Here is a 19330-nt window from a genome sequence, read left to right on the forward strand (position 1 = left end):
TAAATATATGCTTATAGTATTTCACGAACTCCTTTAGTATTTGGCGAAGATAATACACCCTCTCCTTCTAGTTGTTCTACTATTCTAGCGGATCGGTTGTAACCGACTTGGAGCCGTCTTTGTAGATAAGAGATAGAAGTTTTTCTATCTGTCATAACTACACTTTTTGCATCTTCGTAGAGTGGATCTAGCTCCTCGTATGTTTCACCTCTTGAACCAGCTTCTGAATCATCATCTTCTACTAAAAAGCTTTTATCGTAGTTAGCCTCTCTTTGTGACTTTATAAAGTCTACAATTTTTTCTATCTCACCCTCAGAAGTCCATGGAGCATGAAGCCTTACAAGTCCTGTGGATCCTGGAGGAGTAAAAAGCATATCCCCTCGACCTAAAAGTGATTCTGCTCCCATTTGATCTAGGATGATCTTACTATCTACTTTTTGTCCAACTCTATAAGATATACGAGATGGTAAATTCGCTTTTATCAGCCCAGTAACTACATCAACAGATGGTCTTTGAGTTGCAACTATTAAGTGAATACCTGAAGCTCTTGCCATTTGTGCAAGTCTTGCTATTGAGTGTTCAACATCTTTTCCGCTTGTCATCATAAGATCTGCTAACTCGTCTATAATAACTACTATGTAAGGTAAATGTTCTCCACCTACTTTTTTAACTTTGTCATTATAGTTTTCAATATTTTTAGTTCTTGTCTCGCTCATAAGTTCATAACGGCGCTCCATCTCTGAGACCATGTTATTTAGTGCTACTATGGCTTGTTTAGCTTTTGTAATAACTGGTGTTAAGAGGTGTGGGATGCCATTGTATATGGAAAATTCTAGCATTTTTGGATCTATCATTAAAAGTCTTAGCTGGTCTGGAGAGTTTTTATATAAAAGAGAGAGTATCATAGCATTTATACCAACACTCTTACCACTTCCTGTAGTTCCAGCAATAAGAAGATGCGGTAGTTTTTTAAGATCTGTAATAAAAGGTTTCCCTACTATATCTTTACCCAAAGCTATAGTTAGTGGAGATGCCGATTCTTTAAATAATTTAGAATCAAGTAATTCTCTAATATATATAGTCTCAACTGTTTCATTTGGTATCTCGATCCCAACTACATCTTTACCAGGAATTGGTGCTTGAATACGGATAGTCTCCGCTGAGAGTGCCATAGCAAGATCATCTTGAAGGTTTAAGATCTTGCTTACTTTTACATTTGCCGCTGGTTTAAATTCAAAGGTAGAGACAACAGGACCAGCATAAGTTCTTACAACATCACCATCTATTTTAAAATGTGCAAGTTTTTCTATAAGATATCTTATTTTATCATCAATCTCGTTCTCATCTATACAATGAGTCTTCGTTTCTACTTTTTTTAAAAATTCTACAGATGGAAGAATGAAATTTTTAGGCTTTTCAACCTCACCTCTCTCCATCGCTTCTAAAAGTTTTTTATTCTCTTCTAATTCATCTACAACTAAAGCATTTTTCTTCTCTTTTATTTTTGCGGCTACTTCAAGTATATTTTGTGGGGTATTCTCAAGTTCTTTTTCTTTTATCTCTTTTTGGACTTCTTCTAAAGCTATATCTTCTTTTTGAGCCTCTTCTATTATATTTTCTTTTACTTCATCAGTTTTTTTATCAAAATTGCTTCTTGTGTAACTTGGTTCATCATATATACTATAGTCACTCTCACTAATGCTCTCTTTTGTATCTTTAATAACTACTTTTTTCTCTCTTTTAAACATCTTAGAAATGCTTGATGCAATCTCATATATGCTTTTGTCTAAAAACATAAGGGCAGATACACAAGTGATGATAAACCAAAAAACCCAAAGCCCAAAAAGTCCGATAAAAGGTGCTAAAAAGTCAACAAACTCACCACCTGCAATACCTCTTAACTCGTCTAATACAAGTATTGCTTGCGCTAAGAGGAGTGAAGAAAACATTAAAAATGAAGCTAGAACTAATTCTATTTTTCTAAGACTATACGCTGTATCTCTATAAAAATAATAAAGTGGAAAAAGTAGTGCTAAGATATAGATAAAAGAAACATATCCGAAATATTTTTGATTGTAAGATGCAAAGATAGAGCCGTAACTACCAATTAGCCCACTATCTCCAAAGATAGTTGCAAAACCTAGGTAGATTAAAATTCCAAATGTTATGATAAATAGAGTCTCTTTCAAAACGAGTTGCCTTTAAAATGTGGATGATTATTTATAGATGAAGTATAGCCAAAATTGTTCCACTAGAGAACTTTTTTGGCAATATGCAATAAAAGTGCACACTATTAAAATATTATAAGTAGTTTACAAGACTTAACTTTGAAACTTTTGCTATAGTAGAAAACATTGCTTCTTGGTTTAAAGTAAGCTGTTTTAAGATTAAAGCAGTTTCTACTTGGTCTGTATCTATAACGGATGAGCGAAGAGTCATTGTGCTTATTTCTAAGAGTTCTATTCTCTCTTTAGAAAGAGTTAAAGCATTTGATTGTGAACCTACCATTGAGTGAGATCTTGTTACATGCTCTTGAAGTTCATCCATCTTAGCTATGGCATTTTCTATACCTACATTTCTAATAGTTCCACTTGAAGAATCAGGATAATTTTTATGATCTTCAACTGCCGTAATCATCTCATTTATCTCTTTAAAAAAGTCTGTTTTTGGATCAGTAATAGTCAATGCATTATTTGAGTTAAACGATAAAACAGAAGCATCTGCCGTAAAATCATCACTATTTGAATCATATATAGAAAGAGTTGCATTTGTATGTGCACTCCCTATCTCTTCAAACTTTATCTTTCCATCAAAAGTTAAAAAGGTATTTCCATTGAAATTAGAAGCTTTAATCGCATAGTCATATTCTTCTGCATCTGTAAAAGGGGTTGTGTCAGGATGCGTGTGCGTCCCTGCTGGATCTGGTAGATTATCTGTAACTACCATATTCACAACATCCATAAGCTGTTGATAAGTCATTTTATCTGCATCAACTGCTGCTCTAGGAATACTCATGTCAAATATATCATATGTTCCGGCACTAGCTAATGGAGTAGTTACAGTAAATGTAGAGCCTGCACTTAATAGGTTTATCTCAACATCAAAATTATTTCCAGCTGTATTGATTCCATTAAGAGTAAAGTTAGTTACATCTAGTGTATCAGCTGTCCCTTGAGAAAGATCTGCTACATCTGAGATCTTAGTAGATGGAGTTGCAAAAGCATTTTGTACTAGCTTTGTAGGAGGTGTAGTAGAAGTATTATAATCTTTTACTATCTGGGGTATGCTTGATGTCAGACTTGAACCTTTTTTCTCAAAAGTAGTTCTATCATAGACTAAGCCTTCTATATTTGTAGCAGCTCCAGCAGCAGAAGTGTATCCAGACTTAACAAACTCTTTCACATGAAGACCTGGTGTTCCACCTGCTTCAAGAGTTCGCATAATTTCTCCAAAATCTTTTTCTCCACTATCTAACAGATCTATATCAGCAACATCCGCTTCATCTAATCCAGTAGTATCAAAATCAACCGCACCAACCATGTGAAAATCAAGTTTACTAGAACCTTTTATTTTATCTTCTACAACTATTTGACCATTTTCATTTAAACTAACATTGACTAGTTTTAAATTGGATGTATTCCCATACTCTTCGCCTATTTGTTTTAGTAGTTCATCTATAGTATCAGCGTCTTTCATTGAGATTTTTGTTTTGATTGCTTCACCAGAACTTGTAACACCTCGGATATAAAAGTGATGTTTTTGAGCAGGATCAATAAGATCATCAGTATCTCCCATCATATCGCGAATAGTGTCACTGCTTTTTAGAGGTGTTGGAAGTGTTTCGTTGTCGATTCCACTAGCAAAATCATATTTTTGGCTTAGATCTGATTGTATAACATTGGTAGTAATCGTTCTTTTTGTTAAAATTTCCTCTCCTAAAAAGAGATCAGAACCAGAGAGGTTGTACCTTTGTTGTGCATTTGAACCTAAAAAAGCATTTAGTGAACCACTATTGCCATTGTAAGTTCCATCATCAGAGATAGGCTTGATATCTACTGCTGTTCCTGAGAAGAGATATTGACCATTAATAGATGTGTTTGAGATATTCTTGAGATGTTCTTCTATAACTCTGAGTTCTTTTGCTATAGCATCTAAAGAGGTGTCACTTTGAGAGTCATTTGCAGCTTGTAGTAAAAGTGTTCTCATTTTAGTCATACTAGTGCCAAACTCATTCAAAACAACATCTGTTTGGTTCGCTATTTTATATCCACTTTCTGTGCTTTTTTTAACCTGTCCGATAGTAGAGAGTTCATTATCTAGTCTCATTGTTTCAGCAAATGTTCTAACATCATCTTTTGCATATTGGATCTTCAGTCCTGATGCTATCTGCTTATTTACATCAAAAAGCTTTTTACTAAGCTTAGAATTGTTTGCTCCGTAGAGACTTTCATAGTACATACTAGATGTAACCCGCATAACGCACCTCCGTTTGCTGCTATTCTTAATTAAAATCTTTTATAACCCTACATAAGCAATAAAAGTTCCATAGACTATAATCGGCTAAATGTTATTTACTTTTAAGGATTATGTCACTATCATTCACTCTCATTTTATATGCCAGAGTGGTGGAACGGTATACACGGCGGATTCAAAATCCGCTGCCTCACGGCTTAGGGGTTCAAATCCCCTCTCTGGTACCATATAGAATTAAAATTTTAGTTGTCATTTTAGTAATCATCTTGCATAAGCCCTATTTTTAGGCTCATTTTCATCATAATTTAATATTGTTAATATACTTTTTTTATTCATTTTTCTTGCAAAATCTATAGAAGAAAAACCTTTAGCATCTACTGCCTCTTGGTTTGCCCCATGCTTTATGAGTAACTTTACAATCTCAATGCGACCGTAAGATACTGCTGCCATTAGCGGGGTAAATCTGCTTCGTCTATTTGTAGCATTTACATCCATACCTTTTTCTATCATAAATTTAACCATGTCTATATTATTATAAGTTATTGACATATCAAAAACACTAACACCCTCATCATCAAAATCATATATATCAGCCCCGCTCTCAACAAGCAGTAAGAGCAAATCCATATCACATCTAGATCTAATGGCGTAGGCTAGAACTGATTCTCCTGTATCATTTGAATCATTTACATCGCCACCACTTTCTATATACTTTTTAACACCTATTAAATCATTATTTTTAAAAATCTCTATCCAGTTATGCACCATATTCTCTTTTATTTTTTAAAACTTATTATAACCAAGAAAATATGATATATAAATTTTGTCAATAGTTTTTTTCAGTATAATCCTCTCAACAAAAAAAATAAAGAGAGAAATCATGGAAATAGTGCAAACTGCAGATGCTTTTAAGGTGCTCATACAAAACATAAAAGAAATTACTCCAAACTATAAAGATCCTATAGCTTTTGGTATAACAAGGGTTGATTTAGGTCAGATAAATATACAAAAAACACTTCAAGCTACATATCCTGTAGTAAACTGGAATGAAAACTTTGGTAGTGCAGCTATTTTTATAAAAGCACTAAGTGAGCAAGCAATAGAAGTTGATTTTAATGAGAGTGAAGTTGTATGTGATATAAATACATCTTTTTTAAAGAGTTGCTTAAATGCCTTTAGTCCATACTCTGATGAAGCTTATGGTGATGCACATAAAAATATTCAAGTAGTCTCAGCACTTTATAACCAAATCATGAATAGTGGCTCTTTAGAGGGTGAATTTAAAATAACCTTTATCTTTGCAGATGAACCTTTAAAAAGTGTTGAAGCAACATATCTAAAATTATATGCAATAAGTCAAGCAAAAGTAGAGTTAAGAAGTATAAATCTAGATGGTGCTTTTGCTGCATTACCAAATGTAGCATGGTCAAATGGACAACCAATAGAGCTTGATTACTTAAGAGAGTTTGAGATAGAGTTAAAACTTGCGAATGAGTATCCTCACTTAGATTTTGTAGATAAATTTCCGCGATTCTTGCAACATATCATCCCACAAGACAATACTAGAATACTTGATACATCAAAAGTAAGATTTGGTGCGCAGCTTTCTGCTGGGACTACTGTAATGGCTGGTGCTTCTTATGTAAACTTCAACTCTGGGACAACTGGCTCTGTTATGGTTGAGGGAAGAATTTCAAGTTCTGTTATAGTTGGAGAAGGTTCTGATATCGGAGGTGGAGCATCAATACTAGGAGTATTAAGTGGAACAGATGGTAATCCAATTACAATTGGCAAAAACACACTTTTAGGTGCAAATTCTACTTGTGGTATCCCACTAGGTGATGGATGTATCATAGATGCAGGTTTAGCAATATTAGAGGGAACTAAAGTTGGTATATATCCAAAAGAGTTAGTTCACATTCAAGAAGTAAACAAGGGCTTAACAATACAAGGTGAAATTTTTAAAGCCATACATTTAGCAGGATTAAAAGGTCTTCATTTTAGACAAAACTCTTTAACTGGGGAGATTACTGTTTCTCGCTCAACTAGAGAGATAAAACTAAATTCTGATCTTCACTAAAGCATTAAACACATCTAAAGTTCTCTTTTAGATGTGCCAATTATCTACTTTTTTCTCATAAACTAACTTTTAGAAAATTAAGACTATAATCAAAATGTAGCTAAATAGTCTTTAACAAAATAAAAAAAGGAGCTTCCATGAACATTTCAAACAATATCTCATCAATAGGCGCTCATCAAAGTATGATGAATACAAACGCAAACAATGTTGCAAATGTAAATACGGATCGCTTTGTTCCATCAGATATAAGAATGTCAAGTAACAATGGCTCAGTTACGGCTAACACAAGAATGGCTGATGATACTGGTTCAATGAAGAGTCAAACAGATTTAGCTAAAGAGATTCCAGATCAGATGATAGTCCAAGGTGCAACTGCGGCAAATGTAACTTCTATAAAAACTCAAGATGAGATGCTAGGTTCACTCTTAGATATAAAAGCTTAAATGTTTTTATCTCTAGCGTGTTAAAGTATTCATACTCTTTAAATTCTTCAATATACTAGATTCTCTGTCATAATTTGGTAAATCATTTCCAAGTTCAAGTGTGCTAAAAATAGTCTTTCCTATAACAGCTCTACCCATAACTCCATCTTCTATAGTTTTTACACCCCAAGTATTATGAAAAATAATTATCTCTTCATCCAAAAGTCCTACATAAAGAACTATATGACCCTTAACATATAGAAGTGTCTCAAATGGTACAGCTTTATCTTTTATGATAGAGATTTTTTCATCATCACTCAAGTTTTCTAAACTTATAACCTCGCCTATTTTAGCTTGCTCAGTTGAGTTTCTAGGAAGCCAGATCCCAAAAGGAGCGTACATATCTCTTAGCATAGATGAGCAATCTCTTTGTCCATACATACCACCCCAACCATAATTATCTTCAAAGACTTCATTCATTACACTACTTAGAGAATCTCTATCTAGATTTAATACTTCTTTTTTTGCAATACTCTTTGAGATCTTTACTCTCTCAAATAGTGGTTTTGAGTTTTTGTATGAGGAGATAGCTAGTGCTGTAAAACTATCCTCATCTTCAGAAATAAGAGCCAAAAGAGTTCCTAGTTTTGAAGAAAAAAGAAAATTTCCTTTTGAAGTATATATAGCTTGCTTATCTTTTATGAAAAATATCTGCTGTGCATTTTGCCATGCTTCTGCATGCTCTTTGTCTAAAAATACAACTTCACTAGATCTTATCCATCCTGAGGCAAAACTACTAAAAGCATAAAGCCACTCTCTATCTTTTGAGTAGTGAGATACAAAAAGAGGTTTGTTAGCACCAAGAGTTGAGTTTTGCAAATAATCAAATGGAAAACCCTCTCCAGCTATATTTGGATCTTTAAGGAGTGGTTTTGAAGTAGGAAAAACTCTTAGATCTACATGCCTTAGAGTTATTGCTCTAGTATTTAGAGTAGCATATGCATCAAAGTTTGCATTTTCTTTCATCTCATCAAAAAATCCTTGGCTTTGTGGATGAAAGTTTTCTGCATAACTATTTTTTGCATCATAAGCTCTAAATCCCCACATAGCATCTTCAATAGTTACTCTAGGTTTTTCATAATTCCACACACTGAAATAGTACTTTTCATATTGAGATTGAACACTCTCTTTTTCTCTGTATTCTGATGCATTTTGAGTAAAAAACTTCACATCTTGAGGTATCTTTGACACTTCATATATTTCTATACTTTTTTTACTCTCTTTCTCAAGTTCTACAACTACATTCTCTTTTGTTGCACAAGAGATGAAAAATAGACTAACTATAACTAATACAATATATTTCAAACTTTTTATCCTAATCAACATCCCCAAATCTACTAACAACCCTACCTAAAACTTCTATTTCATTGAGATTTAGTGTTTGAGTTGAGTAGACTGGATTGTCAGAAATTATATCTATCTTTCCATCTATGCGTTTTTGAACTCTTTTTATAAAAAGTCCAGCTTCAGTTCTAATGGTAAAGATGCCACCTCTTTGCAAATCAGTCTTTGCTCTGTTTATAAAAATGATGTCATTATAGCTAAAAGTTGGTTCCATAGAATCACCTGTAACATTAAGAGCCTCTATGTTTTTAAGCTCACTCTCTCCACCCAAGAGAGCTACAAAACTCTCAGGAAGTTCTAGTTCTTCTATATCTTCATATTGATCATCAGCTCCACCACCAGCAGATGCATTTACTTCGCTTAGGTATCTAACCATGTAAAACTTGTTGGTAGCCTCTACTAAGCTCTCAGGGGACTGACCATAAAGCATCCAGTTTATAGAGATTTTTCTAGCTGCGCAAAAATCCATAAGTTCACCAAATGGAACTTTATTTCTCTTTTTCATGGTTGCAAAGTTCATTTGCGAAACACCTAAAATATCTGCTACATCTTTGTCAAAAATCTTTTTTGAACCAAATTCTGCTGAGATGATACTCTTTATCTCTTCTACAATATCTAAAAAGTTTTTCATGTCACTTCTCCTAGATTTTTCAACACTATACTAAGTTTTTGTCATTATGTCAAAAAATATTTGACAATTTGTCATATTTTTATACAAAAGATGTAAAATTGTATATTATTGTACAAATTATTTAAAGGATGTGTTATGAAAATTGAAATTACACAAGGTTTATTTGAGAGATTTGAAAATTATATAGGTATCTTAGCGAGTAAATTTTTTTAGTCTTTACTCTCTTTTGGGTTGATCTCTTTGTCTTTTTTTTCTTCTTGTCTTTTAAATTCTGCTTCTCTTTGAGCAGATTTGTTTTTATGATAGCCACCAAAGATAAATATCATAAAAATAACAAAAAGAATAACCATTATAGTATCTAGTACTGGATGCATTATTATATCTCCTTAAAGCTAGCGTAGTTTTGTCTAATGGCATCGTACAAAACTATACCAGTACTTATGGCTAAGTTTAAACTTCGCCCTTCTTTTGTCATAGGTATAGTTATATTTTGATTTTCATATCTTTTTAGTATTTCTTCATCTATCCCAGCAGTCTCACTTCCAAAAAAGATAAAGTCACCCTCTTTAAACTTAGCTTCAAAGTATGGTCTATCTGTTTTTGTTGTAGCAAAATGAGCGTTGTTTGTTATATTATTTTTAGCAAAAAACTCATCAATACTCTCCCAAACATGAAGATCTAGCTTAGACCAGTAGTCAAGTCCAGCTCGTCTTACTGCTTTTTCATCTATATCAAAAGCTATGGGTTTTATAATGTGCAAGGAGGCTCCTGCATTTACACAAAGCCGCCCTATTGCACCCGTATTATTTGGGATCTGAGGATTTACTAATACTAAGTTAAACATTTAAAAGATAACAGTTTTGTTAGCGTAGACAAATATTCGATCTTCTAACGCTAATTTTAATGCACGAGATAGAACTACTTTTTCAACATCTCGCCCTGAGCTTTGCATATCTCTCCAACTATAAGCGTGATCAACATGGATAACTTCTTGAGCTATGATTGGACCCTCATCAAGGTTATTATTTACAAAGTGTGCCGTAGCACCGATGATTTTAACACCTCTATTATACGCTTGTTTATATGGGTTTGCACCTATAAAAGCAGGTAAAAAAGAGTGATGGATATTTATGATTTTATCTTGATAAGCTTCTACAAATCTAGGAGTTAAAATGCGCATGTATTTTGCTAGAACTATATAATCCACATCATTAAAACTATCAATGCAATTCATTATTTTTTGCTCATGTTCTAATCTTTCACAACCCTCATGTGAGACTGTAATATAAGGGATATTAAATCTGCTTACTAAAGATTCTAACTCATCATAATTCGAGATAACTGCTAATATATTCGCATCTAACTCTCCTGCCTCATATCTTATAAGAATATCTCCTAAAGCATGAAGCTCTTTTGTTGCCAATATAATGATGTTTTTTTTCTTTGGATCTACTAGTTTTATATTTGCATCACTTGGTAGTGTTTTTAAGAGGTCCGCTTCTAAACTTTTAAAATCTATCTCTCCATCAACTACACTTCTCATAAAAAACTTGTTATTTTCTTTATCCACAAACTCACTGTTTGAGAGCATATTTAGGTTGTGGTTACAAAAAACAGTTGAGATCTTATGAACTAAGCCCATTGCATCGTTTGCATCTATCAAAACTCTATATTGACTCACTTTTGTTTTCCTTTTTTTATCTCTTGTTTTCTTAAGTCTATGTTTGCTAAAACATATTCTAAAAAGTTAAGAGTCATATCTACCTTTGCATCTATATTTGTGTTGTTTGGTGCTTGAAATCCTTCAAAAAGCACTAACATTCGCTCTTTAAGAGAATTTAAAAAAGACTCTTCACTCTCCATAGAAGCTAGATCTTCATCATTTTTTTCTTCGCTTATTTTTTGAGAAAAATCTTGGATCTCTTTTTTCTCTGTAACCATGGTAGATGGCGAGAGAGTGTGTCTTTTTTGCTCATCTTTGTTTTGAACTTTTTTAACTTCTATGGAGCTGTTTAGGACTTTTTTTGTAGTCTCATTATCTTCCATTTCTGCCAAAGTTGATAGTATTACATCTTTTAATTCCATGATTTTAGTAACCACCTTTCAAACTCTTTAAACTCAACATCAGCTTCCATCTTTACAAAAAAATCTCTCATCTGCGTATTTAGATCTGAAAACTTTTTTCTCTGGCCTTGAAGCCTTTTCATAGCGATTTTAGCCTCACTATTTGTTGGATCTTTTTCTAAAATCTTTTTATAGATCTCCAAAGCATCTTCTTTTAAACCTTGGAGTTCATATATATTTGCTAGTGTGAGAGTCTGCATTTTTTGTTTTTTATCTTACTATATAGTTAGCGATGATAGATCCCATCTCGCTAGTAGAACATACTTCTTTAGCGTCAAACTGTGCTAGATCTTGAGTTCTATAACCCTCACTTAATGCTTTTTTAATGGCAGTATCTATCTTATCAGCCGCTTCAATCTCATCAAGTCCATATCTTAACATCATAGATGCAGATGCAATAGTAGCTATAGGGTTTGCAATTCCTTGACCTGCGATATCTGGTGCTGATCCATGAATTGGCTCATAAACACCTATTTTTGCTCCAACAGATGCAGATGGTAAAAGTCCGATCGAGCCTGAGAGCATAGATGCTTCATCACTTAGGATATCTCCAAATATATTTCCAGTTAACATTACATCGAACTGTCTTGGATCTCTTATGAGTTGCATTGCAGCATTATCTACATACATATGACTAAGTTCTACTTCTGGGTACTCTTTTGCAACTTCTATAACCGTATCTCTCCAAAGTTGAGAGACATCTAAAACATTTGCCTTATCGACTGAACAAACTCTTTTAGATCTCTGCATTGCAATTTTAAAGGCTTGGTGAGCTATGCGAACTATCTCATCACGAGTATAAACCATAGTGTTCCAACCCTTATCAGCAGTTCTACCCTTTGGCTCTCCAAAATAGATCCCACCAATTAGCTCTCGAACAACCATCAGATCTACACCTTTTACTACTGATGCTTTAAGTGATGATGCATTTATAAGCTCATCATAAACAACAGCTGGACGTAGATTTGCGTAAACTCCTAGCTCTTTTCTAAATCTTAAAAGTCCACTCTCTGGTCTCATCTCGCGAGGAAGTGCGTCCCACTTCTCTCCACCAATAGCGCCAAAAAGAACTGCATCTGAGTTGAGTGCAATGCTTATAGTCTCTTTTGGTAGTGGATCTCCTGTGATATCATAAGCACAACCGCCCATTAAAGCCTCTTCATAGCTAAAGCTAAAATCACTGCAAGATGCTACAGCATCTAAAACTTTAACAGCTTCATCTACTATTTCAGGACCTATCCCATCGCCTTTTATAAGTGTTATTTTATACTTTTTCATTACTTACCTTTTACTTCATTTGCAGCATAATTCATCAGACCACCAGCGTCTATAAGCTCTTGCATAAACTCAGGGATCGGAGTGAATTTATATGTTTTGTTCGTAGTTTTATTTGTAATTGTTCCATTGTTCATATCTACACTTATACTATCACCTTGCGAGATCTCAGCACTCTCTTTTAGTTCAAAGATTGGAAGTCCCATGTTAAAAGAGTTTCTATAAAAAATTCTTGCAAAAGTTGGAGCTATAACTGCTGCGACACCTGCTGCTTTTAGTGCTATTGGTGCGTGCTCGCGTGAGCTTCCACAACCAAAGTTTTCACCTGCAACTATAACATCACCACTACTCATATTTTTTACAAACTCAGGATCTGCATCTTCCATTACATGTTTTGCAAGTTCTTCTGGAACTGATGTACTTAGGTATCGTGCAGCGATGATTAGATCAGTGTCGATATCTTTTCCAAAGGTCCAAACTTTTCCCTCAATATTTGCTTTTTGCATATTAAATCCTACTTATATTTTTAAAATATTTTCGTGATTGTATCCAAAGTGAGATTGGTATTAGTTTAAATAAATCTTCCCAAAGAGATCTAGAGCCACCAATTGTGACCAAAAAAAGAAAAGTTTACTTTACTTTGTGATACAATAACTACTAATTCAAACTAGTAGGATATAAACAACAGTGCTAACAGAAGATACTTTAAAAAAAGATCCATTGTTAAAATGTGTTAAGCATATATTAGATTTTTACTTTGGTGATGTCAGTTTTAAGAGCATAAGTGCTTTCTTTATTAAAAGTGATGTTTTTGATATTCCTCATGCAAAAGAAGTTTTAAAAAGCTTTAAATTAAGTGTATTACAAAGAAAAATCTCTGCAGACTCCATACAAGAAAGTCTTCTTCCTTGTATTATTTTTGATGCTAATGATAACCCTTTGGTCTACCTCAAAAAAGCAAAAGACAAAGCTATTATACTAAATCCTACAGATAACAATGAACTTGAGATCTCTCTTGATGGACTAAAACTCTACAAAAAAGCGCTCCTTATCTTTAGAGATACAAACCACATAAAACAGATGGATTCAGATGAAGTCAAATCTTGGTTTTATGAGCCTCTTCGTGCAAACTGGAGAGTATATATAGAGATAGCGATTCTTACACTATTTATAAACATTTTTGCTCTTGCTATTCCTCTTTTTGTTATGAATATCTACAACAGAGTTGTCCCAAATCAAGCTTATGAGACACTCTTTGTCTTAGCTAGTGGAACTCTAATCATCCTCATCTTTGACATCATACTAAAGTATGCAAGAAGCCACATCATAGAAAATGTCTCAAAAGATCTAGGACTCTTTTGGGAAGAGGAGCTAATGCGAAAAATGATGCTCATCGACACACAGCACGATAAATATATGTCAGGAAGCAAAGCAAATCTTTTTAAAGAGCTCCAACAGGTTCGTGACTTTTTTACAAACAGATCTATGGTCCAGATCATAGACTTTCCATTTTTTATAATTGCGATAGTTGTTATCTATATAATCTCCCCCATAATTGCCCTAGTTCCTTTTATTTTTGCAGTCCTCATTATCCTTTTTAACCTTTTGATGCAAAGACCTATCTCAAAGTTAAGTAAAAATAGCTCTGAAAATCTTCAACTAAAGTACAGTTTTATTTATGAGTCTATTCAAGGAACGCAGAGCATTAAACTTAACAATGCAACTCCTACTAGAATGCACCTTTGGAGAAATATTGTAGCTTTTGCAGATGGTATTGGGATGAGGATACAATCTCTTCATACTCTCTCTATGAATATTTCACAATTCTTACTACAGCTTGTAGTTATTTTAGTGGTTATCTTAGGAGTTTTTGAGATCTCAGAGAAGAACTTAAGCGTTGGAGCACTAATAGCCGTAACCATGTTAGCAAGCAGAGCTATGATGCCCATAGTGAGCTTGTCGGGGATTGTTATAAGAGTAAAAGAGATGAGTGAGTCAATAGATCGCATAGATGAGTTTATGTCAAAACCAACGGAAGATAAAGAGAGTGCTGAGTCTGGAGTTGGAGTTCTAAAAGGAAGGCTAGAGTTTAAAAATGTCTCCTTTACTTTTGATGAGAGCAAACACAAAGCAATTGACAATGTCTCATTTATGATAGAAGCTGGCGAGAGAGTTGGCATCATAGGTCAAACTGGGGCTGGAAAAAGTACCTTGTTAAACCTTCTCATGGGCTTATATAAACCAACTACTGGATCTATCTATCTTGATAACCATGATATATCTACTATTCATCCCGTAGAAATTCGCCAAAATATTGGGATCATGCCTCAAGAGCCATTTTTATTTAACGCTACTATAAAAGAGAACATAGAGCTTTTTCGCCCTATCAGCAAAGAGAGAATGTTAGAGATAGTTACTTTTGTAGGGCTTGATGATCTCATTAAAAAATCTGGTAAAGGCGATTCACTTCAAGTGGGAGAGAGAGGCTCAAATCTCTCAGTTGGACAAAGACACTTAGTCTCACTAGCTCGCGCTATAGCCACAGAGCCCTCAATGCTCATTTTAGATGAACCTACTTCAGGGCTTGATATCGGTCTAGAGAAAAAACTTATCGACAGACTAAACAGTGGCTTAGGAAAAGAAAAAACTCTTATAGTCATTACCCATAGACTCGCCGCATTAGAGTTAGTAGATAGGATCTTAGTTATTAATGAGGGAAGAGTTGTAGCTGATGGACCTAGAGATAAAGTCTTAGAAACACTAAGAAACCCGCCAAAAGGTAAGCAATGAGTTATAGATACTTACAAGAGAGAAGCTGGAACTATCGTTTTTTTGTGCTTCCTATCATTGTTTTTATAACTGTTTTTTTGATCTGGGCTTATTTTGCCGAGATAGATGAGAGTGTTAAGGGTGTTGGAAAGGTTATCCCATCTGGTCAAACTAGACTACTTCAACACCTAGAAGGTGGAATAATTACTCACATTTTAGTTGCTGAGGGAGATGTGGTTAAAAAAGGAGAGGTTTTATTTAGAATCAAAAACCAATACTTTATCTCTGAACAAAGAGAAAATATCATCAAGCTAACAGCATATCAAGCAAAATTAAAAAGAATATCTTCCCTACTCCAAGATGAAAAAGAACTAACATTTGATAAAAATATTTATGAAAGCATCCCCCTAATTATTGAAAATGAGATTGCTATTTTTTACTCTCAAAAGAGAGGAAATGACTCAGAACTCTCAATATTACAAGAGCAATTAAATCAAAAAAAAGCTAGATTAAAAGAGTTTGACATTAGATTAGAGAATCTATCCATAGAATACAACTTATCACAGCAAAATATGAAAATCCAAGAAGAACTTAGCAAAAAAGGTGCAATTTCCAAAGAAAAGTACCTACAAAATCTATCTGTAAAACAGAAACTATACACTCAACTACAAGAAATAAGATATACAATACCTGTTTTAAAGACAGAGATCAAAGAATTTTTCAACAAGATAGATTCTAAAAAACTAGATATTAGATCTAAGCTACTTCAAGAAAATAGTGAAGTTCAAATTGAGATAAAAAAACTAGAAGAGCTTATGCAAACTGATGTTGATAGAGATGCGAGGATAGCAGTTAGTAGTCCAACAAAAGGAATTGTAAATAAGATCAACTACAACACCATTGGCGGAATTGTAAAGTCTGGTGAGACAATAGCTGAGATCTCACCTCTTGAAGATGAGTTGATGATAGAAGCTAAGATAAACACAGCAGACAGAGCATACATCTATCCTGGTCAAGATGTCTTTATAGAAATAACAGCCTACGAGTCTTCAAAATACGGTCTTGTAAAAGGTAAACTTATAGGGATCTCTCCTGATAGCTCAACAGATGATAAAGGTGGGAGTTTTTACACTATAAAAGTAAGAGCAAATAATTATAGATTTGACGATGACTCCCCCATTCTAATAGGCATGACAGCAAATGTAAATATACTTACAGGTAAAAGGACTATACTTCACTATCTATTAAAACCGATGAAAGATATCAAATACAGAGCTTTAACTGAGCATTAGAGACTATCTTAAAATATTTATTCATTTTATTAAGAACATTTTAGGTACAATTATGACTATTTTATATTATATATTTAAAAGAAAGCAAGATATTTAACTTCCGAGGAATCTATATGAAGAGTGTGAGATTATCAACTTCAACAAAGGATTAAAACAGTGTTTGGTTTTATAAAGATGCTTAACAATTTAATGACTAAATTGAAACAAAATAAAAGATTGTGGTTTACAACTATTTTTATAGTAGCTTGTGCCGGAATAAGTTTAGCTTTACTTCTGTTAATAAGTACAACGGACAACATCTCAAAAGAAGTCTACATTAGCCAAACTAAAGAGTTTGAAAGTGCATTTAAAGACTTAGAGAAACTCCAAGAGATAAAGCTTCAAGAGATATCAACGATAACTTCTTATGACACAACCCTTATCAAAGCAATAGAAGATAACAATATAGAAACTATTACAAAGATAAAAGATGATATCAACACAAAATTAGATCAAACAGATCAAAATACTCTTAGTATTGAGTTTTATTCAAGACAAAACAACACAGATAAGTTTCGTAGTTCTGTAGTCTCTTCCTTGCAAACAAAAAACAACATTTTTGGTATAGAAGTTCTTTTTGATGGTGTTTTTTATGTATATCTCTTACCAATCATTAAAGATGATGCTGTGATAGGCATTGTTGAAGCAAAAGAGAGTATCTACTCTATAAAAAATAGCTTTGATAGAAGATCTAAAGAGTTTACATTTTTACTAGATAAAAAGATGTTGCCATTTCTTTCAATAAAAAGCAAAGATGGTATCTATAATGATATAGGTAAAAATCATATAGTAAATATTAAAAACCACAGCAATAAAATAATTTCATACATTAGTAGTCTTGATATTAACACCTTAGAAGTTCTAACTAAAGAAAATTACATATCTGATAAAGAGTATTTTTTAAACTCAAGAATTATCAGAGATATAAATGGTGTAGATATAGGGCTTGTTGTGCTAGGTGAGAGTATTAATGAAGAGAGTGGCTTTATAAATATGGTTCAAAAAATGGCAAATCAAGTAGTTATGATAACACTTGGACTCATTGTCTCGTTATTACTATTTTTACTTTAAGGAGGATGCTAGCTGATGCGTAGATTACGAATACTTAAAGTTTATGGGATTTTGTGGCTATTTATATTTTTTATAGTATATGCAAACCTCACGAGCATCTATGGTTTTTTCATGACCACCTTAACATTTAACATCGCCGTTCTAACAGTCCTTTGTATTGGTATTGTAGTTATTTTAAAAGCCACCATGGAACTTGTAATGCTCACAGGAACATTTGCAGTAGTTCGCTATAAAAAAGGCGGTTCATTAGAATTTTATATGAATGGCATAGATAAAATCTTTCCTGAAAATGTTGCTAAAATGTTCGCACAAAGAGCATCTCATCAAAATATATACTTTACTCATACAGAAGCTTCTGATGTTGTAGATTGGCTTGAAGAGAAGTTTATAAATCAAAAAAGTTATATTACTTTTTTTATTAGTATGAGTTTAATGATAGGACTTCTAGGAACTTTCTCAGGACTACTAATATCATTAAATGAGATGGGAACTATAGTTTTATCACTCCAAGGTGATGTAAACCTCGGTGAAGTTATGAAAAGATTAAATGGTCCTATAAGCGGAATGTCTGTAGGTTTTGGATCATCTTTGTTTGGTGTTGCTTCAGCTATCATACTTGGTATTAAAGGTTATATATTAGAGAAAAATCAAGCTGTTTTTATAGAAGATATACAAGACTGGATCAGCTCTTTGATTATAGAATCTCCTGTTGCTTCATCTGATGGTAGTGTTGCAAGTAGTGGTGGATCTTCAATGTCTCAGGTTATGGAAATTTTCACACAAAAGATAAGTAACTTTACAAGTAGTATGCAAGAGTCAAACAAAGCAAATGAAAATATCTTAAAAATTTTGTCTCAAAGTATAGATGGAGAGTCACAAGCCGCAAAAAATGAGATGCTAGCACTAGAGAATATCTCTTCTGGTATAAAAGACTTAAACATAAGCAGTTATCAAAGTTCATCATCTTTAGTTAGCTCCATAGAAGATCTATCAGCCGCTACTGTTAACTCTGGAAGAAGCATAAAAGCGATGCTAGAGCTTCAAGAAAAAAACAATGAAATGTTAAAAGAACTCCTTATTAAGCTAGATACCAAGGATAAGGCTTAGTAAATGGCGAAAAAAAGAGTAGAACCATTTAACCCATGGCCTAGTTTTGTTGATCTCTTTGCTTCGGTTATTATGGTTGTTTTGATGTTTATGCTAGTTCTTATCGTAAATATAACTTACTACTCACAGTTTAGATATAAGATTTCTTATACTGGCACAGTTGCTATTAAAGAAATGACTATAAAACCCTTAGTATCTAAGGTTGAGCCTTTGCTTCAAAGTGACTCAAAAGAAAAAATCATGCCTTCTGCTGGTGCTGATTATAGCAATGTTCAAAACAACTTTGTGCGACAGGAAAATCTTATCTATGATGATTGGATGATAATAAAGTACTTAGGTAATGAAGTTATTTTAGATACTAAAAGCATTGAGGATATTGACAAGTTTTTAAAAAATGCTAAGGAGAAGTTCTATGGTCACTATGTTTCTCTCTATATAAAAGAACCAAAAAACCAAGTCAGTGCCTCTGTATCTAAACAGTTAGCACTCTCTAGAATTATAAATATTAGAAATTTAATTCGTAAGTTTGACTATAGAAATGATGATGTAGTAGTTAGGTTAAAAGAAAATATTCCGCAAAAAAATTTAGTAGAACATGAATCTGGTTATGCAGTTATACTCATAAATAGAAAAAAATAATAAA

General features: G+C 33.4%; 19 protein-coding genes and 1 tRNA gene. 8 read left to right on the top strand and 12 right to left on the bottom strand.

Translation table 11 applies throughout. The features are described from left to right. Positions 1-11: 11 nt before the first annotated feature. Positions 12-2189, bottom strand: a complete 2178-nt coding sequence (locus tag M0Q24_RS00180) for a DNA translocase FtsK 4TM domain-containing protein (protein ID WP_295045482.1) — start codon at positions 2187-2189, stop codon at positions 12-14. 112 nt (positions 2190-2301) lie between these two features. Beyond that, a complete protein-coding gene (locus tag M0Q24_RS00185; protein WP_295045484.1) occupies positions 2302-4476 on the bottom strand; it encodes a flagellar biosynthesis protein FlgL in 2175 nt (724 codons plus the stop codon). A gap of 140 nt (positions 4477-4616) precedes the next feature. Between M0Q24_RS00185 and M0Q24_RS00190 the strand changes: the two genes are divergently transcribed. Next, positions 4617-4700, top strand: a tRNA-Leu gene (locus M0Q24_RS00190). A 34-nt stretch (positions 4701-4734) separates the two neighbouring features. Here M0Q24_RS00190 and M0Q24_RS00195 read toward each other — a convergent pair. Further along, positions 4735-5238, bottom strand: a complete 504-nt coding sequence (locus tag M0Q24_RS00195; protein WP_295045487.1) for an ankyrin repeat domain-containing protein — start codon at positions 5236-5238, stop codon at positions 4735-4737. Between the two features lie 115 nt (positions 5239-5353). On the opposite strand from M0Q24_RS00195, the gene M0Q24_RS00200 reads away from it, so the two are divergent. Then, positions 5354-6553, top strand: a complete 1200-nt coding sequence (locus M0Q24_RS00200; RefSeq protein ID WP_295045490.1) for a tetrahydrodipicolinate N-succinyltransferase N-terminal domain-containing protein — start codon at positions 5354-5356, stop codon at positions 6551-6553. A gap of 137 nt (positions 6554-6690) precedes the next feature. Beyond that, positions 6691-6996, top strand: a complete 306-nt coding sequence (locus tag M0Q24_RS00205; RefSeq protein WP_295045493.1) for a hypothetical protein — start codon at positions 6691-6693, stop codon at positions 6994-6996. A 12-nt stretch (positions 6997-7008) separates the two neighbouring features. Here the strand turns inward: M0Q24_RS00205 and M0Q24_RS00210 are convergent, their stop codons facing one another. The 9 genes from M0Q24_RS00210 to M0Q24_RS00250 form a co-directional block, all read right to left on the bottom strand. Beyond that, a complete protein-coding gene (locus M0Q24_RS00210) occupies positions 7009-8340 on the bottom strand; it encodes an SH3 domain-containing protein (protein ID WP_295045496.1) in 1332 nt (443 codons plus the stop codon). 10 nt (positions 8341-8350) lie between these two features. Beyond that, a complete protein-coding gene (locus M0Q24_RS00215; protein WP_295045499.1) occupies positions 8351-9010 on the bottom strand; it encodes a LexA family transcriptional regulator in 660 nt (219 codons plus the stop codon). A 209-nt stretch (positions 9011-9219) separates the two neighbouring features. Then, positions 9220-9384 (bottom strand): hypothetical protein, encoded by a 165-nt coding sequence (locus M0Q24_RS00220; RefSeq protein ID WP_295045503.1) that lies wholly within the window; start codon positions 9382-9384, stop codon positions 9220-9222. 2 nt (positions 9385-9386) lie between these two features. Beyond that, complete coding sequence (locus M0Q24_RS00225) at positions 9387-9854, bottom strand: tRNA (cytidine(34)-2'-O)-methyltransferase (protein WP_295045506.1); 468 nt, start codon at positions 9852-9854, stop codon at positions 9387-9389. Next, positions 9855-10691 (bottom strand): formyltetrahydrofolate deformylase, encoded by an 837-nt coding sequence (gene purU, locus M0Q24_RS00230; RefSeq protein ID WP_295045509.1) that lies wholly within the window; start codon positions 10689-10691, stop codon positions 9855-9857. Further along, positions 10688-11110 (bottom strand): hypothetical protein, encoded by a 423-nt coding sequence (locus M0Q24_RS00235; RefSeq protein WP_295045511.1) that lies wholly within the window; start codon positions 11108-11110, stop codon positions 10688-10690. Before M0Q24_RS00235 ends, purU begins: the two co-directional genes overlap by 4 nt. Beyond that, the gene (locus M0Q24_RS00240; protein ID WP_295045514.1) at positions 11086-11334 is read right to left on the bottom strand and encodes a tetratricopeptide repeat protein; all 249 of its coding nucleotides are present in this window, start codon (positions 11332-11334) and stop codon (positions 11086-11088) included. Before M0Q24_RS00240 ends, M0Q24_RS00235 begins: the two co-directional genes overlap by 25 nt. A gap of 10 nt (positions 11335-11344) precedes the next feature. Continuing rightward, positions 11345-12412, bottom strand: a complete 1068-nt coding sequence (leuB, locus tag M0Q24_RS00245) for a 3-isopropylmalate dehydrogenase (protein WP_295045517.1) — start codon at positions 12410-12412, stop codon at positions 11345-11347. Continuing rightward, positions 12412-12915, bottom strand: coding sequence for a 3-isopropylmalate dehydratase small subunit (locus M0Q24_RS00250; protein WP_295045520.1), 504 nt, complete (start codon positions 12913-12915; stop codon positions 12412-12414). The genes leuB and M0Q24_RS00250 overlap by 1 nt, the downstream gene beginning before the upstream one ends. A 181-nt stretch (positions 12916-13096) precedes the next feature. Between M0Q24_RS00250 and M0Q24_RS00255 the strand changes: the two genes are divergently transcribed. From M0Q24_RS00255 to M0Q24_RS00275, 5 genes are all read left to right on the top strand, one after another. Continuing rightward, positions 13097-15199: a type I secretion system permease/ATPase gene (locus M0Q24_RS00255; RefSeq protein ID WP_295045523.1), complete on the top strand. Its 2103-nt coding sequence runs from the start codon at positions 13097-13099 to the stop codon at positions 15197-15199. After that, positions 15196-16470, top strand: a complete 1275-nt coding sequence (locus M0Q24_RS00260; RefSeq protein ID WP_295045526.1) for an HlyD family type I secretion periplasmic adaptor subunit — start codon at positions 15196-15198, stop codon at positions 16468-16470. Before M0Q24_RS00255 ends, M0Q24_RS00260 begins: the two co-directional genes overlap by 4 nt. Positions 16471-16626: 156 nt before the next feature. Continuing rightward, the gene (locus M0Q24_RS00265; protein ID WP_295045529.1) at positions 16627-17580 is read left to right on the top strand and encodes a hypothetical protein; all 954 of its coding nucleotides are present in this window, start codon (positions 16627-16629) and stop codon (positions 17578-17580) included. A 15-nt stretch (positions 17581-17595) separates the two neighbouring features. Continuing rightward, on the top strand, positions 17596-18687 hold the full coding sequence (locus M0Q24_RS00270; RefSeq protein WP_295045532.1) for a hypothetical protein: 1092 nt from the start codon (positions 17596-17598) through the stop codon (positions 18685-18687). Between the two features lie 3 nt (positions 18688-18690). Continuing rightward, a complete protein-coding gene (locus M0Q24_RS00275; RefSeq protein WP_295045534.1) occupies positions 18691-19326 on the top strand; it encodes a hypothetical protein in 636 nt (211 codons plus the stop codon). The last annotated feature ends 4 nt before the right edge of the window (positions 19327-19330 follow it).

Origin of the sequence: Sulfurimonas sp. (genome assembly GCF_023228785.1) — a bacterium.
Taxonomy (GTDB): Bacteria; Campylobacterota; Campylobacteria; order Campylobacterales; family Sulfurimonadaceae; genus Sulfurimonas.